Origin of the sequence: Streptomyces cinereospinus, from assembly GCF_042430725.1 — a bacterium.
GTDB lineage: Bacteria > Actinomycetota > Actinomycetes > Streptomycetales > Streptomycetaceae > Streptomyces > Streptomyces cinereospinus.
On record NZ_JBHMCY010000008.1, the window covers coordinates 1 to 25,082 of the forward strand.

21 protein-coding genes and 2 pseudogenes are annotated in these 25,082 nt (G+C 74.9%); 7 read left to right on the top strand and 16 right to left on the bottom strand.

What is annotated here, in order from left to right; genetic code table 11:
* Window positions 1-717: SbcC/MukB-like Walker B domain-containing protein (locus ACFF45_RS05960; RefSeq protein WP_381342852.1), on the top strand; the 717-nt coding region annotated here is incomplete at its 5' end.
* 6 nt (window positions 718-723) lie between these two features.
* On the opposite strand, the pseudogene ACFF45_RS05965 reads toward ACFF45_RS05960, so the two are convergent.
* Window positions 724-888 (bottom strand): annotated as a pseudogene (locus ACFF45_RS05965) (Lrp/AsnC ligand binding domain-containing protein); the annotation flags it as partial.
* Window positions 889-1,031: 143 nt separating this feature from the next.
* On the opposite strand from ACFF45_RS05965, the pseudogene ACFF45_RS05970 reads away from it, so the two are divergent.
* Window positions 1,032-1,894 (top strand): annotated as a pseudogene (locus ACFF45_RS05970) (SDR family oxidoreductase).
* An 8-nt stretch (window positions 1,895-1,902) separates the two neighbouring features.
* Here the strand turns inward: ACFF45_RS05970 and ACFF45_RS05975 are convergent.
* The 6 genes from ACFF45_RS05975 to ACFF45_RS06000 all read right to left on the bottom strand — a co-directional run bounded on the left by ACFF45_RS05975 (window position 1,903) and on the right by ACFF45_RS06000 (window position 11,707).
* On the bottom strand, window positions 1,903-3,594 hold the full coding sequence (locus ACFF45_RS05975; RefSeq protein ID WP_381342855.1) for a DUF885 domain-containing protein: 1,692 nt from the start codon (window positions 3,592-3,594) through the stop codon (window positions 1,903-1,905).
* 32 nt (window positions 3,595-3,626) lie between these two features.
* Window positions 3,627-4,022 carry an Lrp/AsnC family transcriptional regulator gene (locus ACFF45_RS05980; protein ID WP_381342858.1) on the bottom strand — a complete coding sequence of 132 codons (396 nt, stop codon included), beginning with the start codon at window positions 4,020-4,022 and terminating at the stop codon, window positions 3,627-3,629.
* A gap of 312 nt (window positions 4,023-4,334) precedes the next feature.
* Window positions 4,335-5,744, bottom strand: coding sequence for a GNAT family N-acetyltransferase (locus tag ACFF45_RS05985; protein WP_381342860.1), 1,410 nt, complete (start codon window positions 5,742-5,744; stop codon window positions 4,335-4,337).
* 167 nt (window positions 5,745-5,911) lie between these two features.
* Window positions 5,912-8,566, bottom strand: coding sequence for a DUF7824 domain-containing protein (locus ACFF45_RS05990; protein ID WP_381342863.1), 2,655 nt, complete (start codon window positions 8,564-8,566; stop codon window positions 5,912-5,914).
* Entirely contained in the window at window positions 8,563-9,975 is a 1,413-nt protein-coding gene (locus ACFF45_RS05995) for an SWIM zinc finger family protein (RefSeq protein WP_381342866.1), read from the bottom strand. Before ACFF45_RS05995 ends, ACFF45_RS05990 begins: the two co-directional genes overlap by 4 nt.
* Before the next feature lie 157 nt (window positions 9,976-10,132).
* Window positions 10,133-11,707, bottom strand: a complete 1,575-nt coding sequence (locus ACFF45_RS06000) for an alkaline phosphatase D family protein (RefSeq protein WP_381342869.1) — start codon at window positions 11,705-11,707, stop codon at window positions 10,133-10,135.
* Between the two features lie 441 nt (window positions 11,708-12,148).
* On the opposite strand from ACFF45_RS06000, the gene ACFF45_RS06005 reads away from it, so the two are divergent.
* Window positions 12,149-13,111 (top strand): RNA polymerase sigma-70 factor, encoded by a 963-nt coding sequence (locus ACFF45_RS06005; RefSeq protein ID WP_381342872.1) that lies wholly within the window; start codon window positions 12,149-12,151, stop codon window positions 13,109-13,111.
* A 122-nt stretch (window positions 13,112-13,233) separates the two neighbouring features.
* Window positions 13,234-13,995: a GntR family transcriptional regulator gene (locus ACFF45_RS06010; RefSeq protein ID WP_381342875.1), complete on the top strand. Its 762-nt coding sequence runs from the start codon at window positions 13,234-13,236 to the stop codon at window positions 13,993-13,995.
* A gap of 351 nt (window positions 13,996-14,346) precedes the next feature.
* Here ACFF45_RS06010 and ACFF45_RS06015 read toward each other — a convergent pair whose 3' ends face one another.
* On the bottom strand, window positions 14,347-15,504 hold the full coding sequence (locus tag ACFF45_RS06015; protein WP_381342878.1) for an ROK family transcriptional regulator: 1,158 nt from the start codon (window positions 15,502-15,504) through the stop codon (window positions 14,347-14,349).
* A 227-nt stretch (window positions 15,505-15,731) separates the two neighbouring features.
* Between ACFF45_RS06015 and ACFF45_RS06020 the strand changes: the two genes are divergently transcribed.
* Window positions 15,732-16,163 carry a hypothetical protein gene (locus ACFF45_RS06020; RefSeq protein ID WP_381342880.1) on the top strand — a complete coding sequence of 144 codons (432 nt, stop codon included), beginning with the start codon at window positions 15,732-15,734 and terminating at the stop codon, window positions 16,161-16,163.
* 54 nt (window positions 16,164-16,217) lie between these two features.
* Here ACFF45_RS06020 and mug read toward each other — a convergent pair whose 3' ends face one another.
* From mug to ACFF45_RS06050, 6 genes are all read right to left on the bottom strand, one after another.
* Window positions 16,218-16,763: a G/U mismatch-specific DNA glycosylase gene (mug, locus tag ACFF45_RS06025; RefSeq protein WP_381343174.1), complete on the bottom strand. Its 546-nt coding sequence runs from the start codon at window positions 16,761-16,763 to the stop codon at window positions 16,218-16,220.
* Window positions 16,760-18,202, bottom strand: a complete 1,443-nt coding sequence (gene purB, locus ACFF45_RS06030; RefSeq protein ID WP_381342882.1) for an adenylosuccinate lyase — start codon at window positions 18,200-18,202, stop codon at window positions 16,760-16,762. Before purB ends, mug begins: the two co-directional genes overlap by 4 nt.
* 59 nt (window positions 18,203-18,261) lie before the next feature.
* Complete coding sequence (locus tag ACFF45_RS06035; protein WP_381342885.1) at window positions 18,262-19,080, bottom strand: SGNH/GDSL hydrolase family protein; 819 nt, start codon at window positions 19,078-19,080, stop codon at window positions 18,262-18,264.
* Window positions 19,081-19,150: 70 nt separating this feature from the next.
* Window positions 19,151-20,164 carry a hemolysin family protein gene (locus tag ACFF45_RS06040; protein ID WP_381342888.1) on the bottom strand — a complete coding sequence of 338 codons (1,014 nt, stop codon included), beginning with the start codon at window positions 20,162-20,164 and terminating at the stop codon, window positions 19,151-19,153.
* Window positions 20,161-21,525 (bottom strand): hemolysin family protein, encoded by a 1,365-nt coding sequence (locus ACFF45_RS06045; protein ID WP_381342890.1) that lies wholly within the window; start codon window positions 21,523-21,525, stop codon window positions 20,161-20,163. The genes ACFF45_RS06040 and ACFF45_RS06045 overlap by 4 nt, the downstream gene beginning before the upstream one ends.
* Window positions 21,526-21,708: 183 nt before the next feature.
* Window positions 21,709-22,137, bottom strand: coding sequence for a GNAT family N-acetyltransferase (locus tag ACFF45_RS06050; protein WP_381342893.1), 429 nt, complete (start codon window positions 22,135-22,137; stop codon window positions 21,709-21,711).
* A gap of 204 nt (window positions 22,138-22,341) precedes the next feature.
* Here ACFF45_RS06050 and ACFF45_RS06055 point away from each other — a divergent pair, with 204 nt between their 5' ends.
* Window positions 22,342-22,599: an antitoxin gene (locus ACFF45_RS06055; RefSeq protein ID WP_381342896.1), complete on the top strand. Its 258-nt coding sequence runs from the start codon at window positions 22,342-22,344 to the stop codon at window positions 22,597-22,599.
* 4 nt (window positions 22,600-22,603) lie between these two features.
* Entirely contained in the window at window positions 22,604-22,978 is a 375-nt protein-coding gene (locus tag ACFF45_RS06060; protein WP_381342898.1) for a fic family toxin-antitoxin system, toxin component, read from the top strand.
* A gap of 170 nt (window positions 22,979-23,148) precedes the next feature.
* Here the strand turns inward: ACFF45_RS06060 and ACFF45_RS06065 are convergent, their stop codons facing one another.
* Both ACFF45_RS06065 and bioD read right to left on the bottom strand, forming a co-directional pair.
* Window positions 23,149-23,826 (bottom strand): class I SAM-dependent methyltransferase, encoded by a 678-nt coding sequence (locus ACFF45_RS06065; RefSeq protein ID WP_381342901.1) that lies wholly within the window; start codon window positions 23,824-23,826, stop codon window positions 23,149-23,151.
* A gap of 526 nt (window positions 23,827-24,352) precedes the next feature.
* On the bottom strand, window positions 24,353-25,081 hold the full coding sequence (gene bioD / locus ACFF45_RS06070; protein ID WP_381342903.1) for a dethiobiotin synthase: 729 nt from the start codon (window positions 25,079-25,081) through the stop codon (window positions 24,353-24,355).
* Between the last annotated feature and the right edge of the window lies 1 nt (window position 25,082).

Below are 25,082 nucleotides of genomic sequence, written 5' to 3' on the forward strand. Positions count from 1 at the left end.
GCCGCCGACCTCGCCCCCGCCGAGCAGGCCGCCGCCGCCGCGGGCCGGCGGGTGCGCGACGCCGTCTCCGCGTGCGACGCCGCCACCCGTCGCCGCGCCGAACTGGACCGGCTGTCCGCCCGGGCCGCCGCCGGGGTACGCCGGCTCGCGCCGCTGCGCGAGGAGTACGACCGGGTGGCCCGGCTGGCCGGGCTCGCGGCCGGCACCTCCGCCGAGAACGAACGCCGGATGCGGCTGGAGTCGTACGTCCTCGCGGCGCGCCTGGAGCAGGTGGCCGCCGCCGCGACCGCGCGGCTGCAGCGGATGTCGTCCGGCCGCTACACCCTCGTCCACTCCGACGACCGGTCCGGGCGCGGGCGCAGCGGCCTCGGGCTGCACGTCGTCGACGCCTGGACCGGGCGGGAGCGGGACACCGCGACGCTGTCGGGCGGCGAGACGTTCTTCGCCTCGCTGGCGCTCGCCCTCGGCCTGGCGGACGTCGTCACGGACGAGGCGGGCGGGGTGCGGCTGGACACCCTCTTCATCGACGAGGGCTTCGGCAGCCTCGACGACCAGACCCTCGACGAGGTGCTGGACGTGCTGGACTCACTGCGCGAGCGGGACCGGAGCGTCGGCATCGTGAGTCACGTGGCCGACCTGAGACGGCGGGTCCACGCACAGCTGGAGGTGGTCAAGGGCAGGTCGGGGTCGGCGCTGCGGCAGCGGGGCACCGGCTGATCCGGCTCACCGGCCCAGCGGGCGCCGGGGGAGCGGCGCGCAGGAGACGACGCTCGTCGTCACCGGGCCCGGCGTGCCGATCCGGCCCGACACCTCCGCCAGGTGGCGCATGGAGCGGGCGGCGACCTTGATGACGAAGCAGTCGTCCCCCGTCACGTGGTGGGCCGCGAGCGAGGGTGACCCGCGGCTGCGGGTACGGCACCGGTGTCCACCTCGTCACCCGCGCCCGCGCCGGGCGGGGGGCCGGGACGTGACGGCAGGGGCGGCGGGGAAACCGGATGCGGGCCGTCCGCCCGGCGGCCATCATGATCACCATGCCGTATCCGCCTCTCCACCCTCAACTGCCGCATCCCGCACCCGAAGACCTCCGCCGCGACCCCCTGCCCCTGCGCGGCCGCACCGCCCTGGTCACCGGGGCCAGCCGTCGCGAGGGCATCGGGCACGCCGTGGCCCGGCGGCTCGTCGCCTACGGGGCGAGCGTCTACCTGCACCACCACGTGCCGCACGACGCCGCCATGCCCTGGGGCGCCGACCGGATCGAGGACGTCGTCGCCTCCGTGCGCGCGGCCGCCGGTGATCCGCGGGCCCGGGTGGTCGCCGGGCCGGGCGACCTCAGCGATCCGGCCGCGCCCGCCGCACTGATCACCACCGCCGCCGAGGCCCTCGGCGGACGGCTGGACGTCCTCGTCGCCAACCACGCCCTCAGCGGGTCCGACGGGCCGCTCGACACCATCGACGCCGCCATGCTCGACGCGCACTGGGCGGTCGACAGCAGGTCGGTGCTGCTGCTGGTGCAGGCGTACGCGCGGCTGCGCGAGACGCTGCCGCCGCGCACCCCGGGCGGGCGGGTGGTGATGTTGACGTCCGGGCAGGACCTCGGGGGCGGCATGCCCGGCGAGATCGCCTACGCCCTGCAAAAGGGCGCGCTCGCCTCGATCACCCGCTCGCTGGCGACGGCGCTCGCCGAGCAGGGCGTCACGCTGAACGCCGTCAATCCGGGGCCCGTCGACACGGGCTACCTGACCGGCGAGGCCCACGCGGCCGTCGCCGCGTGCTCCCCCGCCGGGCGGTAGGCATGCCCGACGACCCGGCCCGCCTCATCGCCTGGCTCGCGACGGACGAGGCGGACTGGGTCACCGGACAGGTGATCCACTCGGAGGGCGGCTTCCGGCGGTGATGTGACCCTCAGAGGCGGGACAGCTCGTCCACCAGGTCGTCCAGCCCCAGGGAGCCCTGCGAGAGGGCCGCCATGTGCCAGGCCTTGAGGTCGAACGCGTCGCCGTGCCGCTCGCGGGCCTTCTGGCGCCCCAGCAGCCAGGCGCGTTCGCCCAGCTTGTAGCCGATCGCCTGGCCGGGGATCGTGAGGTAGCGGGTCAGCTCGCTCTCCACGAAGTCCGCCGGGCGGCTGCTGTGCGCCCCGAAGAACTCCTGCGCCAGCTCGGGCGTCCAGCGCTCACCCGGGTGGAAGGGCGAGTCCGCCGGGATCCCGAGCTCCAGGTGCATCCCGATGTCGACGATCACCCGGGCGGCGCGCATCATCTGCGCGTCGAGGTAGCCGAGCCGCTGCTCCGCGTCGGTGAGGAAGCCCAGCTCGTCCATCAGCCGCTCCGCGTACAGCGCCCAGCCCTCGGCGTTGGCGCTGACGCCGCCGATCGTGGCCTGGTAGCGGGAGAGGTCGGCGGCCACGTGCGTCCACTGCGCGAGCTGGAGGTGATGGCCGGGGACGCCCTCGTGGTACCAGGTCGACACCAGGTCGTAGACCGGGAACCGGGTTTGTCCCATCGTCGGCAGCCAGGTCCGGCCCGGCCGGGAGAAGTCCTCGGACGGCGGCGTGTAGTAGGGAGCGGCCGCGCCGCCGGGCGGGGCGATGCAGGACTCCACCCTGCGGACCCGCTCGGCGAGTTCGAAGTGCGTGCCGTCCAGCGCCTCGATCGCCTGGTCCATCAGGCCCTGCAGCCACCGCCGGACCTCGTCGACGCCCTCGATGTGCCGGCCGTGCTCGTCGAGGTGGGCGAGCGCCACCCACGGCGTCTCGGCACCCGGCAGGACCTTCTCGGCCTCCTGTTTCATCTCGCCCAGGAGGCGGTGGAACTCCGACCAGCCGTACGCGTACGCCTCGTCCAGGTCGAGGTCGGTGCCGTTGAAGTAGCGCGCCCAGCGGGCGTACCGCTCCCGGCCCACCGTGTCCGGCGCGCCCTCGATCGTCGGCGCGTACACCTCGCGCATCCACTCCCGCAGCTCCACCACGGCCGCGGTGGCCTCGCGGGCGGCCTCGTCCAGCTCCGCGCGCAGCGCCCCGGGGCCGGCCGCGGCGAAGTCCTCGAACCAGCCGCGCCCGCTGCCGTCGCTGTCCGCCCACTCACCGAGCTGGTCGATGAACGTCGCCGTCGGGCGCGGCCCCGCGTACAGCTTGCGCTCCAGCCCCAGCGCGAGGGACTCGTGGTAGCCCGCCAGCGCGGCCGGCACCGCCCGCAGCCGCTGGGCGATCGCCGCCCAGTCCTCCTCCGTCTCCCTGGGCGTCACGGTGAACACCTCACGCACCGGGTGCACCAGGGTGCCGAGGTTGCCGACCGAGCGGAGCCCCTCGTCCGCCTCGTACACCGCGAGTTCGGCGGTGAGGCGCTCGCGCAGCAGGCGTGCACACCGGCGTTCGATGTCGCTGTCCGCGCCGGGCGCGCGCTCCGCCTCGTCGAGCCTGGCGAGGGTCGCCCGCGCCAGCTCGGCGAGCGCCCCCTGGCCCGCGGGCGAGAGGTCGGGCAGGCGGCTGGAACTCTCCTTCACGCCGAGGTACGTGCCGGTGACCGGGTCGAGGGCGACGAGTTCGTCGACGTAGGCGTCGGCGACCTCGCGGGGCAGCGGGCTGTTGGTGTCTGACATGGGGACCATCCTCGTACGAGGGGCCACCGGCGTCACCCGGATTGAGCCCAGGGCGAAGGCGGCGGCAGCGGGCCGCAGTCCCACTGCCGGAAGATGGACCCGGTCTCGACGCGGGCCGCTTCACCGCGGGCCGTGTACTCGTCCAGCACCAGCCGTTGCAGGTCGGCCTTGTCCGCGACCACGACCTGCACCAGGTAGTCCTCGGGCCCGGTGAGGGGGAAGACGGTCCGCGACTCCGGCAACCCCCGGATCCGCTCCACGAACGGTCCCACCGGTTCTCTGCGGTGCGGCCCGACCCGCACGGACAGCAGCGCCTGCACCCCCGCGCCCCGGCTTGGCCGGGTCAGCCGCAGCTGGTGCCCGGGGATCACGCCCGCGTGGCGCAGCCGGGTCACCCGGGCCGGGCACGTCGAGAGCGCGACGCCCACCTGCGCGGCGAGTCACGGGACGCGGTACAGAACACGGCGCGCAACTCGTCAGGGGACGCGGTGGCGGGACGCGGCGCGCGACTCGTTACGGGGCGCGGTGGCGGAACGCGTTACAGGACGCGGCGGGGACGGCTCGGAGTTTCGCGGCCGTGCCGTCCCCGCCGCGTCGGCCGGGTATGTCGCCGGGGTGCCGTCCCCCCCGGCGCGCAGGCCAGGCGTCTCGCTCTCGCGCCGTTCCCGCGCGCCGCCCCGGCGTTCGCCACCGTCCCGCCCCGCGGTGCCGGTCAGCTCACTCCCGGACGATCCGCTCGCCTAGTACGGCGACTCGGACCCGACCGGTGCCGGCTCCAGGCGGGCCGTGATCACCAGCGTGCCCTCCTCGATCTGGTAGTCGAGCGGCAGGTCGAGTCCGCGCATGGCGGCGACCATGCCGGTGTTGGACGCCTGCGTCACGGCGTACACGCTCTCGCAGCCCGCCTCGACGGCCATCGCCACCAGGCGGCCCAGCAGTTCGGTGCCGATGCCCCGGCGCTGCCACTCGTCCTCGACCAGCAGCGCGACCTCCGTCTCGTCCCCGTCCCACAGCAGGTGGCCGAGTCCGACGATCCGGCCCGACGCGGTCTGCACGGCGAGCGTCCGGCCGAAGCGCGGGCTCAGCAGGTGGTCGAGGTAACGGTCGGCGTCCCCGGCGGGCCCGTGGTAGCGCATCGACAGCGTGCGCTCCGAGCACCGGCCGTGCATCGCCTTGGCGGCGTCGAGGTCACCGGTGTCGGCCCGGCGCACGGTGATGGCGTTGCCCTGCGGCAACGTCAGCACGTCCCGGCTGCGCGGGACGCGCGGCCCGAGCCGCGCGTCCAGCTCCACCAGGGCCCGCGCCCGGGCGAACTCGGTCGGCGTGAAGGGCAGGTACGGCCGTTCCACGGTGACCACTCCGCCCTCCGGTGCGCGCAGCCGCATCACGGTGTCCTCCAGTACCCCCTCCACCGGCACGCCGTCCGCCGCACGGTCACCACCGCCCAGCGGGGCCGCGGGCAGCGAGCGGATCGTGCACCGGCCGAGCAACTGCCGCAGCGCCAGCGGCAGTTCGGCGGCATCCAGCGCCGTACGGGTGGCCAGGCCCAGGATGCGGGTCGGCGCGTCCACCAGGTCGTGGGCGTCGGCCCGCTCGATCCAGGTGTCCGTGCCGCCCGCCCGGGAGGCCGCCCGGGTCAGTTCGGACGCCGCGAGCCCGGCGGGGGCGCGGAGCAGGAACTCGTCCACCGTGCCGTCGGCCAGGGGATGCGTCTGCAGGCTCAGGATGTCGACCCGCTGCCCGGCCAGCGCGGTGCACAGCGCGGCCAGCGCACCGGGTTCGTCCTGCACCGTCGTCCGCATCCGCCACAGCGTGCTCTGCCCGGACCCCGGCTCCGGGTCCGCCGGGGCCGCCGCGGACGGCCCGGCCTGCCGCTCCGGGGAGGGCGGCCGGGCGCCGGTATCACTGGTCGGGGGTGCGTGGCCGTGGCGGCGTGACCACCAGACGTGGAACGCCGCCGTGGCGAGCAGGACGATCGCGGAGATCACCAGCAGCGCGGGGCCGTCCGGACCGTGGCCGATCAGGTTGGCCACGGCGTCCGCCACCGCCACCGCGGTGAACAGGGCGGCGAGTTCCACGACGTCCCGCCGCCAGTGGTGCACGGGGCGTCCGTGTTTCGCACGCATCAGGTCAGACATGTCTCGACTCATGCAGCCACTGTGAAGGAACGGTGTTGCGTGATCACGAACGCTCTGTGTCTGATCGGTAAAGCGCCAATCCGTCCCTTCTGCGGCAATTTCTATGATTGTTCCGGCGCGAGTGGAGAACTTGCGGTGACGCGCACGCCCGGCCGCGACCCCCTTCCCTACCGCCTACGTCATGCGGCCACCCCCTCGGCCAGCGCACTGCGCAGCCGACGCGCCTGCGTCGCCAGACGGGAGGAGCCGCGGCGTGCCGCCGCCTGCGCCAGATGCGGTAGTTCACCCCGCGCCCCGGACCGCTCGGCGCACTCGGCCGCCACCGCCAGCAACTCTCCGAGCCCCCGGGGCGGTGCGGCCGCGTCGCCGGTCGCGAGGTCGGCGAGCGGCAGGGGCAGCATCCGGCTCAGGACGCCCCACACGGTGGCGTGGGCGCCGGTGGCCGCCGCCGTCCGCGCCGACTCGGCCAGCCGCGCGGTCTTCACCGCACCGCACCGGACCAGCTGCCCGAGGTCCGTCCCCAGCCGGGTCGCGTCCAGCTGCCCGCGGGCGGCCAGCACCAGCAGCGCGTCCACCGCGGCGAGCCGGTCCTGCGCGTGCCGCGCCCCCAGCCCGTAGGCCAGGCCCAGGTGGACCGCCTCGCCGGCCTCGCCGCCGGACTCGGCGAGCGCCGGCAGCGCGACGGCGGCACCCTGGTGGTCGTCGAGCGCGAGGTCGGACAGATCCCGCAGCAGCCGCGCCGCCACCAACTCCCGCCGCTGCGGGAGCAGGGCCGACCAGTGCTGCCGTATGTCGTCGTCCCAGTGCGGGCACCACCGGTGTTCCTGCAAGACGCCCACCGGTCCGCCCAGCGGCTGGAACTCCGCCGGCAGGTCGTCGCGCAGGTCCGGGACCTCCCCGAGCTCGACCAGGACACGGGGGCCCGAGGTCCGCCGCCGGGCACCGGGCAGCGCGGGGGTCCCGGAGGTCAGCCACGCGGCGAGCCGTCTCCCCTCCCGCGTACCGAGCGCGGCCGCCCGAACGGCTGCCTGCCCGGCCGCCGCCCGGTCCGCGCGGTCCACCCGCAGCAGGGCCTGGGCGAAGTCGGTGACCGCGACGCGGACACCCAGCCGCCGGTAGCCGTCGAGGCGTGCGACCAGCTCGGCCGGTTCCAGCAGGCCGGTGCTCCACGTCGGGGTGGACAGCAGGAAGGGCAGGGGATCGGTGCGCATGCGGTACGCCACCTCCCACAGCCGGGCGGTGAACGCCCGGGACAGCGCGCTGTGCACGCAGCCCCGGACCTTCGCCCCGCGCCGGACCCGCGCGCGCAGCGTGGCCGTGCGGACCGCGCCGCGCAGGGTGGCGAGGAGCAGGTCGAGGCCGGCGGCGGCGTCGGTCACCTCGCCGAGGGAGTCGCCGTAGCGGTCACCCGCCACCGGGCCGTCGGCGCCGTCCCACCAACGGCGGGTGACCACCGGCTGGAGGGCCGCCAGCAGGGCGTCCCGGTCCTGGTGCGCGTGCCGGACCAGGCCGTCCAGGGCCCGCTCGAAGCCGCTCACCCCCGGCTCGGCGGCCAGCGCCGCTCCCACCTCCTCGGCCAGCTCCACCGCGGACGCGGCGGCGGGGGCCAAGCGCGCCGGCCGGGGTGCCGGGGGCAGCACCTCCGTGTAGTCGGCCGGCTCGGGGTCCGCGGGTGCCGCGCCCAGTGTCCCGGCCGCGCGGGCGCGCAGCCCGGGCGTCAACTGCGCGGCGGCCGCGGCCAGCTCGGCCCGTACCGGCGCCGCGTCCAGCTTCCGGACGTGCCGTTCGGCCAGCTTCAGTGCCCGCTCCTGGATTTCCGCGTCCTCGTGCCCGAAGGCCCGCGCGACGGCCGGCAGCAGCGCGCCGGCGGCGGACGCGTCCCGCGTGAGCGCCTTGCCCAGCAGCACGAGCTGGGCCCGCACGAGCTTCTTCTCCGGCCTGAACAGCACCGCGTCCGACATCTCCGCCAGGCGGTGCGGCGCCAGCTCGCCGTCCAGGGCCAGGCCCGCGAGGACGCTCTGGGCGTAGGAGGCCACCGTGGAGGTCGCGTCCGAGGCCAGCGCCAGCCAGTCGGCCGTCCGCTGCCGCTGCTCGTCGCGGGTGAGCGCGAGGCTCCGCACCAGGCGCAGGAACACCCTCTGGTCGGCGGCCGGGCCGCCCCGCAGCAGCCTCGCCACGCACGCGTCCACCGTCGTCGCGCGGTCGAGGACCCCCTCGGCGGTCAGCCGGGCCAGCGCGCCGGTCCAGGTGTCCGGGCCGTCGTGGCCGGGCCACTGCAACCGGCTGCCGATGTCGTCCGTCTCGAACAGGGCGGAGACGAGCTCCCGCAGATGCGGGTCCGGCCGCAGCCGGTCGAGGAGGGTGCCCCCGCGCTGCCACGAGCCGTGCTGATGGTCGATCCAGCCCCGGACGTAGGCGTCGGTGGTCGGCACCGGGCAGCCGGAGAGCCGGACCAGACCGGCCATCAGCTCGTACGGCACCGCCGCGGTGACCGGCCGCTGTGCCAGCCGGTGCGTCACGTCCGCCAGCCACTCCGTCTCCCGGTCGCCGAGGACATGCAGCAGCACGGCCGGCGACACCCCCGACCAGCGCAGATCGGCGGCGGCCAGCCAGCTCGCCACCCCCGCCGCGCCGGTCTGGCACGCCGCCCCCGCCGTGTGCAGCGCGGGATACGCGCGCCGCGCGTCCGACTGCCAGGGCGCCGCCCGCAACTCCTGGCGCAGGGCTCTCAGCTCAGGGACGTACGAGCGCCGTTCGGCGTCCGTCATCCCGTCCAGCAGCCCCACCACCTCGGCCGTGCGGCCCGTCCGCACCAGCTCCATCAGCGCGCTCATCGCACACCCCCGTCGATCCGCCGTGCCTGCCCGGCCCGCTCCGCGACGGCTCCGCGCCGCACCATGCGCACCGCCAGCGCGTGCTTGCACGGGCCGCGCCCGCCCCGGTACGTCGCCCACCACAGGCAACTGCAACTGAACACCCCCGCCTGCTCGCGCACCCGGTGCACATGGCCGTCCTCCGCCGTCACCGTGGCGACCGCGCCGTCCAGGGCGACGGCGCCCGCCGCCACCAGCGCGCGGGCGGACCGCAGCCGGGGGTTGTGCCGCTCCACGCGCTCGGCGTCGTAGGGCAGTTCCCGGTGGAAGTAGGCCGCCTCCGCCACGTCGTACCCGACGCGCCCCGAGGTGCCGAGGCGGACCAGGGCCGCCCGGACGCGCTCGGCGGTCAGTCCGCAGGCGGCGGCGAGGTCGCCGACGTCCACGCGCGGCTCCCACGCCAGCAGCGCCGAGACCAGCTCCGCGTCCCCGGCGGCCTCGTCGGTGGCCAGCGCGGCGAGGACACCGCCCTCGCCGGAGAACCCGCGCGAGGCGTCGGGGGACAGTGTCAGCGTGAGCCGCATGCCCGGCAGGACGACCTCCCAGGCCGCGGCCGTGGCGGCGGCGTCGCCGGTGACCGGGGGGCCGTACACCCGCAGGGCCGTGGCGTGCCGCAGTACCCGCTGGAGCGCGGCCAGCCGCTCCGGGCCGGGCAGGCAGACCGCGCCGGGCCCGGGCCGGGTGGTCGGCCGCAGTCCACGACCGGCCGGCACCACCCAGCGGGCGCCGTCCGACGCGCCCCGCGCGCCGCCACGGGGCAGTGACCGCAGGAACCGCACCGCCTCCACCGCCGGCAGCTCGGCCCGCAGGTCGAACCCGGCGGCGATGACCTGGGCCTCGGCGAAGCCCCGCAGCCAGCGGTCGGGAAGCGGGACCTTCTTCTCCACGACCGGGCCGTCCAGCGTGGTCACCGCCAGGTCGTCCGGGCCGACCCGCAGGTGCAGGGGGTCGGCCGGGCCGATCCTCGACAAGGACTCGCGCAACGGGTTGTTCACGTCGACGTTCGTCGTCCCGTGCCCCACCGCGCCGCCGTCCAGGCCCGCCCCCAGCACGTCCAGGCGCGCGTACACCCCGCCGCAGCCGGAGAAGGACTCGAAGCGCAGCCGGTCGCCGTTGCCCGTCACCACCGGGTCGAGCGAGGCGCGCAGCCGCCGCTGGTAGTACCGTGCGGCCGCCACGTCCGCCACCGCCAGCAGACCCGCCGCGGCCACCTGGGGCGCCGTCAGGAAACCGGCGAAGAACTGCGGATGGTCCCGGACGCCCGAGGGCGTCGCACCACGGGAGGTCTCCAGGTCCAGCCGTCGTCCGTCCGCCGCGGACTCCATCACGGAGGGTCGCCGATAGGCCACGGCCTGCAAAGATCGCGTCATGGGAAAACCGTAGGGGCGACCACTGACAATCGGCTCCGACCTGCGAAAACCCCGCCGCGACGGTGGAGTTGGCGCGATCAGCGGGAGCGGATGCGACCGTGCCGCGCACCGGGGGATGACGCCGGTGCGCGGCACGTGTTCTCCGAGCGTACGGCAGCTACTGCCCGACCCTGCCCGGCTGCAGCACCTGGGTGAACAGCACGGTGCCGTCCTGCTCGCGCAGCCGGACCGTCAACTCGGCGCTGTCGCCGTCGATGTCGACCTCGCCGAAGAACTGGTAGCCCTCGGCGGGGGAGACGTTGGCCGTCGTCGGCGCCTTCACGAACACCCGCTCCGGGCCGAAGGTGCTGTCGAGCGCGTTCGCCGGGAAGCCACCGGCGTTGAGCGGGCCGGACACGAACTCCCAGAACGGCTCGAAGTCCGTGAAGGCCGCCCGCGACGGCTGGTAGTGCTGCGCCGAGGTGTAGTGCACGTCGGCCGTCACCCATACCGTGCCGGTGATGCGCCGGTGCTTGACGAACCGCAGCAGCTCGGCGATCTGCAGCTCACGGCCGAGCGGGGCGCCCGGGTCGCCCTGCGCGACCGCCTCGATGTTCGGCCTGCCGTCCCCGGTGTCCGGCACGAGGAGGCCGAGCGGCATGTCGGAGGCGATCACCTTCCACACCGCACGCGAACGCGACAGCTCCCGCTTGAGCCACTCCAGTTGCTCCCGGCCCAGGATGCCCTGCGCGTCGGTGGTCTGGTCGTCCGGCGAGTTGGCGTTGCGGTAGGTGCGCATGTCCAGGACGAACACGTCCAGCAGCGGGCCGTGGTGCTGCACCCGGTAGACCCGGCCGTCGGGGCGGCGCAGCGTCGAGATCGGGAAGTACTCCGAGAACGCCTGCCGGGCCCGCGCGGCGAGCACGTCGACGTTCTTCTCGGTGTACCGGCTGTCGGCGAGGATCTCGCCCGGGTACCAGTTGTTGGTGACCTCGTGGTCGTCCCACTGGATGATGGACGGCACCCGGGCGTTGAACGCGCGCAGGTTCTCGTCCAGCAGGTTGTAGCGGAAGTTGCCGCGGAACTCCGCCAGCGTCTCGGCGACCTTCGTCTTCTCCTCGGTGGTGATGTTCCGCCAGGTCCGCCCGTCGGGCAGCGCCACGCTCTCGGTGAGCGGCCCGTCGGCGTAGACGTTGTCGCCGCTGCAGATGAAGAAGTCCGGGTCGAGGGCGGCCATCGCGTCGTAGATCCGGTAGCCGCCGAGCTCCGGGTTGATGCCCCAGCCCTGTCCGGCCAGGTCGCCGGACCAGACGAACCGCACGCCGTCCCGCCGCCGGGCGGACGCCGTGCGGAAGGTGCCGGTGACCGGCTCGCCGGTGCGGCGCGGGTCGTCCGGGTCGGCCAGCAGCACGCGGTAGTGGATCTGCTCGCCGGCGGGCAGGCCGCGCAGCAGGGTCGTGCCGGTGAAGTCGGAGCCCTGGCCGAGCAGCGGGCCGTACCACCTGCGCGGGTTGCGGAACGACTCGGTCGCGGCGGTCTCGACGATCATCCGGGCCGGACGGTCGGAACGCACCCACACCAGCCCGGAGTGCGCGGTCACGTCCCCCGTCTGCACACCCCAGCCCGCCTCCGGACGTCCCGACAGGGCGAGGGCCGGTGCCGCGCCGAGACCGGCGGGCAGGGTCAGGGCCGCCGAGGCGGCGAGGGAGCCGCGCAGGACACTGCGGCGGCCGGGCAACGACGGGTGGGACATGGGTGCGCCTCCAGGACAGGACGGAATCCGGCCAGTTGCGATGCCACAACTACTGGGACGCCGCAGCGCGCACGCGAACCGCGAGTGAACATCGGACCGCGGGAACGCGGGGAGCGATCGTGACCCCGGGTACGGACGCGGTGCGGGCGCGGAGGACGGACGGCCGATGAGCCGGCCTCACCGGCCCGGACGCGCGGAGGACACCACCGGCGCGGGCCGCCGGCCGGCCCGCGCCGCCTCCGCCGTCAGCCGCACCCCGCCCTGGATCCGCCCCGTCGGCCCATGCGCGTACCCCTCCCCGCCGCTTGCCGCCCCCTCCACCGGCCCGCACGCGCGCGTACCGCTCCGTGGCCCCGCGCGCCGCCCACCCCGACCACGCCGCACGCGCGCGTGCGCCGAATCCGCCTGGACAGGACGGGACGGTTCGGCTGGGATGATCCGGTGACCGCCGACACCGCCACCGAGGCCTTCGAAGAGCACCGCTCCGTCCTCCTGGGCGTCGCCTACCGCATGCTCGGCCGTGTCGCCGACGCGGAGGACGTGGTCCAGGACGCCTGGCTGCGCTGGTCCGGCGCCGACCGCACCGAGGTGCGCGACACGCGCGCGTACCTGGTACGCGTCACCACCCGCCTCGCCCTGGACCGACTGCGCCGCATCAAGGCCCGCAACGAGGCGTACGTCGGACCCTGGCTGCCCGAGCCGTACGTCACCGAGTTCGGGGACACCGCCCCCGACACGGCGGAACGGGCCGTGCTCGCCGACTCCGTCTCCCTCGCCGTCCTCGTCGTGCTGGAGTCGCTGTCACCGCTGGAGCGGGCGGTGTTCGTGCTGCGCGAGGCCTTCGGCTATCCCCACGCCGAGATCGCCGCCATGCTCGACCGCGCCGAACCCGCCGTGCGGCAGTTGGCCGGCCGGGCCCGCCGGCACGTCCAGGAGCGGCGGCCGCGCTACGACGTCGACCCCGTCCAGCGCCGTGTCCTGACCGAACGGTTCCTCGCCGCCGCGGCGGACGGCGACCTCGACGGGCTGATGGCCCTGCTCGCCCCCGACGTCCGTCTGGTCGGCGACAGCGGCGGCAAGGCGAAGGCGCCGCTGCGCGTGCTGGAGAGCGCCGGCCACGTGGGCCGTTTCCTCGCCGGCGCCGCCCGCAAGGGCATCGCGGAGATGTCGAACCGCTTCCTCGAACTCAACGGCGGGCCGGCGCTGCTCGTCCTGTCCGGCGGCCAGCCCGACAGTGTGTTCCAGCTGGACGTGTGCGACGGGCGCATTCAGGCCGTCTACGTCGTCCGCAACCCCGACAAGCTGCGGTCGCTGTCCACCGCCCGGACGTCTGTGTGTCACAGGTGTGGCCTGGTGCGAACGGTCCATGAACGCTCGGCCGCGGTCCACCCGTGCGGTGCCTGAGGGAACGAGGATTGGTCTTGACCAGGAATGAGGGCCGTCCTATGGTCGCAGATAAGTACAACAACCTTTAATAAACAAGGGCGCTGAAAACGCCGCCGGATTCGGCGATCGCGGAGGACAGGGTGGGGACTACGCAGCTGGAATCGGTGCCGGAACCCAAGTACTGGCATCTCAAAACCGTGCTCACCGAGGCTTTGGACTCCGAGTTCTCGGTGGGCGAGATCCTGCCCAACGAGCGCGACCTCGCGGCCCGCTTCGGCGTCGCCCGCGCCACGCTCCGCCAGGCCCTGGAGCAGCTGGAGCTGGAGGGCAGGCTGCAACGCCGCCGCGGCGTCGGCACGACCGTGGCGCCGCCGCGCGTGGGCGTGGCCGTCGGCACCGCACAGCACGCCTGGCCCGGCGGTCCCGGTGACGCCTGGCAGGCCGTCGACGTGACCGTCGCCGCCCCGCCGGCCGCGGTCGCCGACGCCCTGGGGAGCGGCCGCGACGAGGCCGTCCACATCGTGCGCCGCACCCGGACGACCCACGGCCAGCCCGTCGCCGCCGAGCTGCTGTACATCCCCGGGTCGTCGGTGCCCGACCTGTCCGCCATCGACGCCCCGGCCGGACCGGCACGCGCGCGTGCGGTGCTGCGCGAGCTGCAGCGCGTGGACCTGGAGGGTCAGGACCGCGCCGTCGAGCTCGGCTCGGCCCGCGCCGACGACGCCAAGGAACTCGACCGCCTGCCGGGCTCCCCGGTCCTGGTCGTCACCACCCGCTTCCACGCCGCCGGCCGCACCGCGGCGGTGTCCGTCGCGACGTACCGCGCGGACACCTGCCGGCTGACCTTCGGCGACGCGGGCGGTGTGGAGATCCACGAGGACCCGCAGCGCCGGGCGTCCTGACGACGGCAGAAGCCGGTCTCCGTTCGGCGTCCCGGAGGGTTCCTCCGGGACGCCGAACGCGTCACCGCACGCACCCGCGCGGGCCCGTCCGGCGGTCCCGCCGCCCCGGCCGGCGGCACGGCGGGACCGGTCGGCGTGCGGAGCCATCGCATCCCCACCAGGCGCAGAGCCCCAGCCCTGACGGGCCGCGGAGCCACCGCTCCCGCAGCGGCCGCGGAGCCCTCACCGTGACCGGCCGTGCCCCTGCCCTGACCGGCCGCAGTGCCCCCCGCCCTCACCGCCCGCGAGCAACCGCACCCTGACGGGCCGCGGAGTCACCGCCCCCTCAGCGGGCCCAGTGCCCCCCCGCCCTCACCGCCGCGCCGTCACCGTCCCCTCCACCGCGAACAGCTGCTCCTCCACGTGGTCCAGGGCCAGCCGCAGCGCCCCGGTCGCCACGGCCGCCTCTCCCAGCAGCGACAGCGCCACCCTGGGGGGCCGCAGACAGTACCGCGCCAGTTCGCGCCGCAGCGGATCCAGTACCCCGTCCAGGCCCGCCGCCCAGCCGCCGACGACGACCAACTCCGGGTCGAGAGCCAGCACGAGCGCGGCCACGTCGTGCACGAGCCGCTGGATGAACCGCTCGACCGCGGCCATGGCCCGCTGGTCGCCCTCGCGGGCCTGCGCGAAGACCTTGGCGACCGCCTGCTCGTCCAGCGGGTGCAGGGGCTCGTCCGTGGTGGACAGCAGCGTCTCCGGCGTCACCTCCCGGCCCAGCAGATGCAGCGCGCCGATCTCACCGGCCGCCCCGCCGTACCCCCGGTGCAGCCGCCCGCCGATCAGCGCGCCGGCGCCCGGGCTCAGCCCGGCCAGCACGAACACCACGTCGGCGGACTCGGTCGCGGACCCCTTCCAGTGCTCGGCGACCGCCGCCGCGTTGGCGTCGTTCTCCACCAGCACCGGGCACTTGAAGGACCGCCCCAGCCGCTCCCCGAGCCGCAGCCCCGTCCAGCCGGGCAGTGCGGTGCCCAGCCGTACGGTCCCGTCCGCCTCGACGATCCCCGGCGTGGCCACGCCCACCGCCCGCAGCGAGCCCCGTGCGACGCCGGCCCGGCGCAGCAGTTCGGCCACGGCGGTGCGCAGCCGCTCCAGCCGCTCGTCGGCGTGGGCCGTCTCGTCGACGTCCTTCGCCTGTGCGCCGACGATTTGCCCGTCCAGGTCCGCGAGGAGCGCGGCCACCCGGTGCGGCCCGATCTCCAGGCCCAGCAGGTGCCCGGCCTCGGCCCGGAACCGGAACCGCCGCGCCGGCCGCCCCTGCCGCCGGGTGGCGCCCTCGTCGGCCGCCTTCTCCACGACGAGGCCGGCATCGATCAGCCCCTCGACGACCCCTTCGACGGTCGGCCGGGACAGCCCGGTGACCCGGGTGATCTCCGTCAGCGTCGCGCAGTCCGTGGCGCGCAGCGCGTGCAGCACCACCGCGGAATTGATCCTTCGCAACAGCGAGGGATCCCCGCCGGTCAGCCGTCCCAACGTCCGTCCTCCCAGCTCGTGCGCGTGTTGGCCGGATCGTACTCGGCACCGGTGGACAGCGGCGAGTGCCGGAGCCACCAAGTCCGCCGCGGCCCGTGCCGGCCCGGCCGGCCCGAGCCGGGCACCCGCGCCGTGAGCACGGCGTTCCCCCCGCTGTCGCCCGTCCGGATCGCCGCCGGGCTCCTGACGCACCGCCAATTGTCAGTGGTGCCGGGTTTACTGGAGTCATGGACATCGCGCGGTGCCTGGACATGATCGACCGGCTGTGCTCCCGCCCCTTCCCCGCGGAACACGGCTGGTCGGACGTCGGCCGGGAAGGGCCGGGTTACCACATGGCGGAGTTAGGAGCCGGGGACGGCGGCCGTGCGCACGGGGAGCGCACGGCCGAGGACGTCGAGGCGTTCCGGGAGGGCATGGCCCAGCGGCTCGACGCGCGCTGGGGAGCGGGCCCCCCGTGGGGCATGCTCACCCTCCGGGTGCGCGGGGAGCGGGGCGAGGAGATACCAGAGCCGTGGGCGAGCGTCAGCGCCGTGGCGGACGACGTGTACGTGTGGGAGGCGGCCGGCACGGGCCGTTGGGTCGCGCTCGGCGTCACCGGCGGTGACGAGACGGCCCCGGCCGGACTGCTCGCCGTGGTCACGGAGGTCGACCCGGCGTGATCGGGGCGCGGCTGCCTCGACGTGACCCGCCGGCCAGACCCCGGTCCTCGGACCCTACTGCTCCGCGGCCACCCGCAGCCGCGCGAACTCCTCCGCCATCGTCGCGGCCGTCCAGTGCGCGTTCAGCCCGGAGGGGTTGGGCAGCACCCACACGCGCGTGTCCCCGATCGTCCGGACCTGCGGCCCCACCTGCGCCCTGCGGTCGTCGAAGGCGACCCGGTAGGCGGTGACCCCGACCACCGCCAGCCAACGCGGCCGCAGGCGCGCCACCTTCAGCGACAGCAGCCGCCCGCCCTCGCGGTACTCCTCGGCGCTCAGCTCGTCGGCCCGTGCCGTCGCCCGCGCCACCACGTTGGTGATGCCGAGCCCGTACGACAGCAACTCGCCCTGCTCGGACGGCTTCAGCAGCCGGGGCGTGAAGCCGGACCGGTGCAGCACCGGCCAGAAGCGGTTGCCGGGACGCGCGAAGTGGTGGCCCGTCGCCGCCGTCATCAGACCGGGGTTGATGCCGCAGAACAGCACGCGCAGGCCGCCCGCGACGACGTCCGGCACCAGACGGTCGCGGGCGGCCTCGAGCTCCTGCGCGGTGAAGCGTGTCAGAGGATCGCTCCCGGCGTGTAGCCCGCGGCCTCCGGGCGCTGCTCGACGATCTCCTCGATCCGGCCGACCACGGCGGCGACCTGGCCGGCGGCGGCACCGGTGAAGGACAGCTTGTCCGCCATCAGCGCGTCGAGCTGCGCCCGGTCCAGCGGGATGCGCTCGTCGGCGGCGAGCCGGTCCAGCAGCTCGTTGCGCTCGGCGCCCTGCTCACGCATCGCCAGGGCGCACGCCACGGCGTTCTCCTTGATCGCCTCGTGCGCGACCTCGCGCCCGACGCCTGCCCGCACCGAGGCCATGAGCACCTTGGTGGTCGCCAGGAAGGGCAGGTAGCGGTCCAGCTCCCGCGCCACGACGGCCGGGAAGGCACCGAACTCGTCCAGCACCGTCAGGAACGTCTCCAGCAGTCCGTCCAGCGCGAAGAACGCGTCCGGCAGCGCGACCCGGCGCACCACCGAGCAGGACACGTCGCCCTCGTTCCACTGGTCGCCCGCCAGCTCCCCGGTCATCGAGGCGTAGCCGCGCAGGATCACCATCAGGCCGTTGACGCGCTCGCAGGAACGGGTGTTCATCTTGTGCGGCATCGCGGAGGAGCCGACCTGGCCGGGCTTGAAGCCCTCGGTCACCAGCTCGTGTCCGGCCATCAGCCGGATCGTCTTCGCCAGCGAGGACGGGGCGGCGGCCAGCTGCACGAGCGTGGTGACGACCTCGTAGTCGAGCGAGCGCGGGTAGACCTGGCCGACCGAGGTGAAGGCCTGCGAGAAGCCCAGGTGCCCGGCGATCCGCTGTTCCAGGTCGGCCAGCTTGTCGGCGTCCCCGCCGAGCAGGTCCAGCATGTCCTGCGCGGTGCCGACCGGGCCCTTGATGCCGCGCAGCGGGTAGCGGCCGAGCAGCTCCTCGATCCGGCCGTGGGCGACGAGCAGCTCGTCGGCGGCGGTCGCGAACCGCTTGCCGAGGGTGGTGGCCTGCGCGGCCACGTTGTGCGAGCGGCCGGCCATGACCAGCTCGCCGTACTCGCCGGCCAGCTTGCCGAGCCGGGCCAGGACCGCCACCGTGCGGTCGCGCACCAGCTCCAGCGAGAGCCGGATCTGCAGCTGCTCGACGTTCTCGGTCAGGTCGCGGGAGGTCATGCCCTTGTGTACCTGCTCGTGCCCGGCGAGGTCGTTGAACTCCTCGATCCGCGCCTTCACGTCGTGCCGGGTGACCTTCTCGCGCTCGGCGACGGAGGCCAGGTCGACCTGGTCGAGCACGCGCTCGTAGTCGGCGATCGCCGCGTCCGGCACCTTGATGCCGAGGTCCTGCTGGGCGCGGAGCACGGCGAGCCAGAGCTGCCGCTCCAGCTTCACCTTCTGCTCGGGGGACCAGAGCGTGGCGAGCTCGGCGGAGGCGTAGCGTCCGGCGAGGACGTTCGGGATGCGGGGCTTGGCGGGCGCAGAAGTCACGTAACCGGATTCTACTGGCGGTTCGTGCAGGCCAGCGCCACGGGTGGGTTCGTGGGAACCTACGAGGCGCTGTCGAGGGGATCGCGGCGGGCCCCCGCCGGGTCCTCGAACGGCAGCAGCTCGGGCCGCTTCGCCGGGCGGCCGTCCCCGGAGGAGCGGCCCGTGAGCCGGCGTCCTATCCACGGCAGCAGGTGCCGGCGGGCGAACCGCACGTCCGTGACCCGCCGCGTCAGCCACCCCGGCGGCAGCGTGGCCGGCATCGGCGCCTGCCAGTGCGGGTCCTCGGGCTCGTGGCCGAGCCCCTGCCACACCGCCTCCGCGACCCGCCGGTGCCCCTCGGCCGTCAGGTGCAGCCGGTCGACGTCCCACAGGCGCGGGTCGCCCAGCGAGGCCGCCCCGTACAGATCGACCACCAGCGCGCCGTGCCGCGCGGCCAGCTCGTCGACGCAGGCGAACAGCTCCTCCATGCGCGGCCGGAACCGCTCCAGCACCGGACCCCGCCGTCCCGGGCTGCGCATCAGCACCAGCTGCTTGCAGGCCGGGGCCAGCCGCTCCACGGCCTCCTCCAGCAGGCCACGCACCCGGCCCATGTCGCACTTGGGGCGCAGGGTGTCGTTGAGCCCGCCGACCAGGGTGATCACGTCGGCGCCCATGGCGGCCGCGAGGCCCACCTGCTCGTCGACGATCTGCCCGATCAGCTTGCCGCGCACCGCCAGGTTGGCGTACCGGAAGCCGGGCGTGCGGGCGGCCATCCGGGCCGCGAGGAGGTCGGCCCAGCCCCGGTAGGTGCCGTCGGGCAGCAGGTCCGACATGCCCTCGGTGAAGGAGTCGCCGACCGCGACCAGGCTGGTGTACGGGGGAGAGGCGTTCGTCTGCATGGCGACGAAGATGGTATCCCGAGGCGCATACCTTCCGGTCGGTCACTGTCGCCGACGGCCCGCACGGGCCTCACACCCACTGCCCGAACAGCTCCCGCAGCACGTCCTCCATGGTCACCAGCCCCGCCAGCCGCCCGTCCGAGCCCAGCACGGCCGCCACGTGCGTCCGGCTGCCCCGCATCGCGGTGAGCACGTCGTCCAGGGGCGTGGTCTCCCGTACGCGCGCGATGGGCCGCATGTCGCGCAGCCGGAACGGCAGGTCGCGCGGCGAGGCGTCCAGCGCGTCCTTCACGTGCAGGTAGCCGACGATCCGGCGCCCCTCGTCCACGACCGGGAAACGGGAGAACCCGGACCGGGCCGACAGCGCCTCCAGCTCCTCCGGGGTGACGCCCACGCGCGCGTACACGACCCGCTCCAGCGGCAGCACCACGTCCCGCACCGGCCGGTGGCCCAGCTCCAGGGCGTCGCGCAGACGCTCCTGCGCCCGGTCGTCGATCAGCCCGGCGGCGCCGGAGTCCTTGACCATCCGGGCCAGCTCGGCGTCCGAGAAGGTCGCCGTCACCTCGTCCTTGGGCTCGATCCGCAACAGCTTGAGCAGCCCGTTCGCGAACGCGTTCACGGTGAAGATCACCGGCCGCAGCGCCCGGGAGAGCGTGACCAGCGGCGGCCCGAGCAGCAGCGCGCTGCGCACCGGCTCGGCGAGCGCGACGTTCTTCGGCACCATCTCGCCCAGCAGCATGTGCAGGTACGTCGCCAGGCCCAGCGCGATCACGAAGGACACCGCGTGCCCGGCGCCGCTCGGCACGCCCAGGGCGTGGAACGCCGGCTCCAGAAGGTGCGCGATCGCCGGCTCCGCGACCACACCGAGCACCAGGGTGCACAGCGTGATGCCGAGCTGCGCGGCCGCCATCAGCGCCGAGACGTGCTGCAGCCCCCACAGCACGCTCTTCGCGCGCCGGTCGCCCTGCTCGGCGTACGGCTCGATCTGGGAGCGCCGCACGGAGATCAGCGCGAACTCGGCGCCCACGAAGAAGGCGTTCACGACCAGCGTCGCCAGACCGATCAGCAGCTGTACGACGGTCATGCCGGCGCCCCCTTCTCGTCGCTCTCGTCGCTCTCGTCGCTCTCGTCGCGCTCCTCGGCGAGCGGCGCGTGCAGCAGGACGCGCGCGGCCCGGCGGCCTCCGGCGTCCAGCACCTCCAGCCGCCAGCCGGCCACCGCGACGCTGTCGCCCACGGCGGGGATGCGGCCCAGCTCGGTCGCGACGAGCCCGGCCAGCGTCTCGTACGGTCCCTCGGGCGGCTTCAGGCCGACCCGCGCGAGCTGGTCCATCCGGGCGGCGCCGTCCGCCGAGTACAGCGCGTGGCCGTCCTCGTCGGCGCCGGCCGGGGCGAGGTCGGGCGTCTCGTGCGGGTCGTGCTCGTCGCGCACCTCGCCGACGACCTCCTCCACGATGTCCTCCAGGGTCGCCACGCCCGCCGTGCCGCCGTACTCGTCGATGACCACGGCCATGGTGCGTCGGCCGGAGAGCCGGTCGAGGAGGCGGTCCACGGTCAGCGACTCGGGGACGAGCAGCGGCTCGCGCATCATGTCGGCCACCGGCACCCGGGGCCGGCGCTCCGCGGGCACCGTCAGGATGTCCTTGACATGGGCGGTGCCCACGACCGAGTCGAGGCTGCCGCGGTAGACGGGGAACCGCGACAGGCCCGTCGCCCGGGTCGCGTTCGCCACGTCCTCGCAGGTCGCCTGCGCGTCGAGGGCGACGACCTGCACGCGCGGGGTCATCACGTTCTCCGCGGTCAGTTCCGCGAGGTTCAGGGTCCGGACGAACAGTTCGGCGGTGTCGGGCTCCAGGGCGCCCTCCCGGGCCGAGTGCCGGGCCAGGGCGGCCAGTTCCTGCGGTCCGCGCGCGGAGGCCAGCTCCTCGGCCGGTTCGACGCCCATGCGGCGCACCAGGCGGTTCGCCGTGTTGTTGAGGTGGGTGATGAACGGCCGGAAGGCCGCGCTGAACCAGCGCTGCGCGTTGCCCACCCGCCGGGCCACGGTCAGCGGCGAGGAGATCGCCCAGTTCTTGGGCACCAGCTCGCCCACCACCATCAGGAACACCGTCGACAGGGCGGTGCCCAGGACCAGCGCGATCGACGACGCCGTGCTGGACGAGACGCCGACGGCGCGCAGCGGTCCCGCGATCAGGCGCGCGATGGACGGCTCGGCGAGCATGCCGACCACCAGGTTGGTGACGGTGATGCCGAGCTGTGCGCCGGAGAGCTGGAAGGTGAGGTTCCGTACCGCCTTCAGGGCGCCGGCGGCGCCGCGCTCGCCGCGCTCGACGGCGCGTTCCAGCTCGCTGCGCTCCACCGTGGTCAGCGAGAACTCGGCCGCCACGAAGGCGCCGCAGGCGAGCGAGAGCAGGACCGCCACGAGCAGGAGCAGTACTTCGGTCATCGGGTCACCCCCGTCCCATGTTCCGGCAGGTCAGGGAGGATCGCGCGATGTCCGCTACCGGGAGGTTCGCCCATGGGCAGGCGGTCACACCTTTCACTGAGAGGTCGGTCCGGGGAGGACCGAGCGGGAGGACCGGGTGGCCCTCCCCAGGTAAAGAATCGGCAAAGTCGAGTAAGGGTGGCGTCAGGATTCGGTCAGCGGCTTCACCCAGCGCCGCCACTGCTCCTCGGGCGAGTACCCCGCCGCGCGCCACGCGTGCTGCGCGGTCACGTTCCGGGTCAGCACCATCGCGTCGCCCCGGCGCCCGCCGAGCGCCACGAAACGTTCCTCCGCGGTGGTCAGCAGCGCACCGCCGACACCCCGGCGGCGGTGCCCGGGGTGCACGGCGAGCCGGTAGAGGTGGCAGCGCCAGCCGTCGAAGCCCGCGATCACCGTGCCGACCAGTTCGCCCGCCCGCTCGGCCAGGATCAGCGCCCCGGGGTCGCGGGCGACCAGCCGCTCCACGCCGTCGCGGTCGTCGCTGATGCTGGTGCCCTCGGCGGCGGTCTTCCAGAAGGCCAGCACGGTGTCCACATCGTCGGGCGTCGCGGCCCGTGTCCGCAGGTCGGTCATGGCGGGATCCCACCACCGGTGTCCGGCCGGCGGCCGCGAATTCCAGCATCCGGACGGGCGTTCGTGATCCGCTGCACACGCGAAATCCCCTGGGGCTTCCGGGGGGTTCTCTGCCCAGGTCGGGCGCCGGACGCCGGTGCCAGGGACACGCACAGGCCGCACGGGGCCCTTGCCGTGCTAGCGCCCCAGCGCTAGCTTCGAGGTATGGCCAAGACCCAGTTGAACGTCCGCGTCGACGAGGACACCGCCCGGGCGGCCCGCGAACGCGCCCTCGCGCGCGGGATGAGCGTCAACCGCTACATCGAGGAACTCGTCCGCCAGGACACCGGCGAGATCGGCCACACCTTCGTGGAGGCGGCCGCCGACTTCATGAAGCAGTACGAGCCGGTCTTCGCGGAAGAGTTCGGCGCCGACCGGGAGGGCCGCGTGAGCGGAGGCCGGGCGAGCGAAGGTCGCCGCTGATCCCTTGAGCGGCCTCACCATCGATCTCGCCTGGCTGCTGATGCTCGCCGAGCAGAAGACCCCGGGAGACCCCCAGGTCACCGACTGGGGAGCCCTCGTCGCCGCCGTCGCGCGCCACCAGGCCGAGATCCTCGACGTCCCCGTCTACGACTCCCCGCACGCCCGGGCGGCGGCCCTGCTCCAGGTGCTGATCCACATCCCGGCGCTGGAGCGGTCCAACGCCCTGTTCGCCTCCGCCGTCGCCTACGCCTACCTCGTCGCCAGCGGCGTCAAGGTGGTCACCTCGCCGGAGCAGGTGCGCGACCTGGCCCGGCTGGTCAAGCGCGGCGAGGCGTCGGTGCACGACATCGCGCGCGAGCTGCGCCGGTGGAGCCTGTGAACCGGCTGGGGGGTGTTTCGAAAGTCCCGCACAGCACCCGCGGCGTCCGGCACGCCCTCTCGCCGCACCGGCCGAAGGCCCAAGTACGTCCCGTACGAGGGCTGTCGTCCGGGACACCGAGAGCACGCACCGGACACCGCGGGCACCGCACAAAACTTGCGGAACACTGCCTAGCTGGGCCGCCACGCGGTGCCGAGCACGCAGAAGGACGTGGGCAGCGCCGGCCCCTTCCTGGGCAGCAGCATCCGCCGGTACGGGCCCGGCTCGAACCCGGCGTCCCGGAGCGCGCCCACCGGGTCCCGGGACAGATGGCAGCCGCCGGTCAGCGCCGGCCACACCGTGCGGTCCAACGCCCGCTGCGTGAGGCCCATCGCGCGGCCGCCGCCCCGGCCGTGCTCGAAGAACCGCACCTGCCCCCCGGGCCGCAGCACCCGCCGCACCTCGCCCAGGGCGCGCGGCACGTCCCGCACGCTGCACAGCACCAGTGACAGCACCACCGCGTCGAAGCCCTCGCTCTCGACCGGCAGCGCCTCCGCCACGCCCGGCACCACGGCGACCGGCGTCCCGGCGCGCACGGCGGCCTCCTCCGCCAGCCGCCGCAGCCTGCGCTCGGGCTCGACGGCGACGACCTCCGCGACCGCCCGCGGATAGTGCGCGAAGTTCAGGCCGTTGCCCGCGCCGATCTCCAGCACCCGCCCGGACAGCCCGGCGAGCAGCCGGTCGCGTACCTCGCCCAGGCCCCACCGGGTCTCGGCGGCCACGCTGACGCGGGCGTAGTAACGGGCGAACAGCGGGTGGTGCACGGGATCCCGCGCCACCCTGCCGGTACCGGCGGACCACAGCGGCATGGGACCTCCCGGGCAGAACGGGCCATACCGGGATTGTCCCCCGTGAGCGCCCCGCGCACCCCCGCCCACGGCGCCCCTGGCCCGCAGAGCCCCTGGCCCACAGCCCCCTCTACGCGGGCGAAACCCGTCGCGCGCCATCCCGCCGGTACCCTGCCCGACCACCCGCGGACACCGGCAAGGCTCGGATTCCGGTCCGGCACGGGCACCGCACCGACCCGGGCACGCCCGGGCACCGCACCGACCCGGGCACGCCCGGGCACCGGCACGGCAGCGGCACAGGCCTTCTGCCCAGGCGCCGGCCCCGGCAGCGCACCGGCACAGCCCAGGCCCTCGCCGGGCACCGTCACGTCCTGGGGCCGTCACGTCCCGGGCACCGTCATGTCCCGGGCACCGTCACGTCCCGGGCACCGGCACACGCCCGGGCACCGGCGCAGGCCCCCGGTCCAGGCACCGGCACGGCTGGGACATCGGCACCCCACACCCCCGGCCACCGGCACCCCCACCGGCCGCAGCGCACCGCCCCCGTTCAGCGCACCGGCCCCGGCCTCTCCCGCACCCGGAACGCCTCCGCGTCCCACGTCCCGCCGAGCCGCGGCGCCAGCCAGTGGGGAGCCGCCGCGCGGAAGGACTCCGGCGCCCGTGCCCCCGCCCCGGCCGGCACGGCCCCCAGCAGCGGCGCTCCGGCCACCTCCGGCAGGTCCGCCAGATTGCAGCGCGAGGCGAGGTCCGGCTCGGTGGGCCAGCTGCCGATCACGACACCGGCCAGTTCCAGCCCCCGGCGGCGTACTTCACGGGCCGTCAGCTCCGTGGTGTTCAGCGTCCCCAGCCCGGCCGCGGCCACCACGAGCACCGGCGCCGCCAGCAGCCCCGCCGCGTCGGCCAGGGTCCCGCCCGCCGGGTCGAACCGCACCAGCAGCCCGCCCGCCCCCTCCACCAGCACCAGATCGTGCTCGGTGGCCAGCTTGGCCGCGGCCTCGGCGATCTCCTGCGGATGCACCGGCGCCCGCCCGGCCCGCCGCGCCGCGGTGCCCGGCGCCAACGGCTCCGGATAGCGCGCGAGCTCGCGCGCCGTGACCCGGCCTGCCAGCCGCGCGACCTCGTCGGCGTCCCCGCGCTCGTCCGGCCGTACGCCCGTCTGCGCGGCCTTCAGGACGGCGACCGTACGCCCCGCCGCGACCGCCGACGCGGCGACCGCGGCCGTCGTGACCGTCTTGCCGACCTCCGTGCCCGTCCCCGTGATCACCAGGATCGGCATG

Excerpts from the sequence above, each read along its gene's own strand:
- ACFF45_RS05975 (WP_381342855.1), bottom strand. The coding sequence starts at position 3,594 with ATGTCAGACACCAACAGCCCGCTGCCCCGCGAGGTCGCCGACGCCTAC.
- ACFF45_RS05985 (WP_381342860.1), bottom strand. The coding sequence starts at position 5,744 with ATGAGTCGAGACATGTCTGACCTGATGCGTGCGAAACACGGACGCCCC.
- ACFF45_RS05990 (WP_381342863.1), bottom strand. The coding sequence starts at position 8,566 with ATGAGCGCGCTGATGGAGCTGGTGCGGACGGGCCGCACGGCCGAGGTG.
- ACFF45_RS05995 (WP_381342866.1), bottom strand. The coding sequence starts at position 9,975 with ATGACGCGATCTTTGCAGGCCGTGGCCTATCGGCGACCCTCCGTGATG.
- ACFF45_RS06000 (WP_381342869.1), bottom strand. The coding sequence starts at position 11,707 with ATGTCCCACCCGTCGTTGCCCGGCCGCCGCAGTGTCCTGCGCGGCTCC.
- ACFF45_RS06020 (WP_381342880.1), top strand. The coding sequence starts at position 15,732 with ATGGACATCGCGCGGTGCCTGGACATGATCGACCGGCTGTGCTCCCGC.
- ACFF45_RS06035 (WP_381342885.1), bottom strand. The coding sequence starts at position 19,080 with ATGCAGACGAACGCCTCTCCCCCGTACACCAGCCTGGTCGCGGTCGGC.
- ACFF45_RS06040 (WP_381342888.1), bottom strand. The coding sequence starts at position 20,164 with ATGACCGTCGTACAGCTGCTGATCGGTCTGGCGACGCTGGTCGTGAAC.
- ACFF45_RS06045 (WP_381342890.1), bottom strand. The coding sequence starts at position 21,525 with ATGACCGAAGTACTGCTCCTGCTCGTGGCGGTCCTGCTCTCGCTCGCC.
- ACFF45_RS06050 (WP_381342893.1), bottom strand. The coding sequence starts at position 22,137 with ATGACCGACCTGCGGACACGGGCCGCGACGCCCGACGATGTGGACACC.
- ACFF45_RS06055 (WP_381342896.1), top strand. The coding sequence starts at position 22,342 with ATGGCCAAGACCCAGTTGAACGTCCGCGTCGACGAGGACACCGCCCGG.
- ACFF45_RS06065 (WP_381342901.1), bottom strand. The coding sequence starts at position 23,826 with ATGCCGCTGTGGTCCGCCGGTACCGGCAGGGTGGCGCGGGATCCCGTG.
- bioD (WP_381342903.1), bottom strand. The coding sequence starts at position 25,081 with ATGCCGATCCTGGTGATCACGGGGACGGGCACGGAGGTCGGCAAGACG.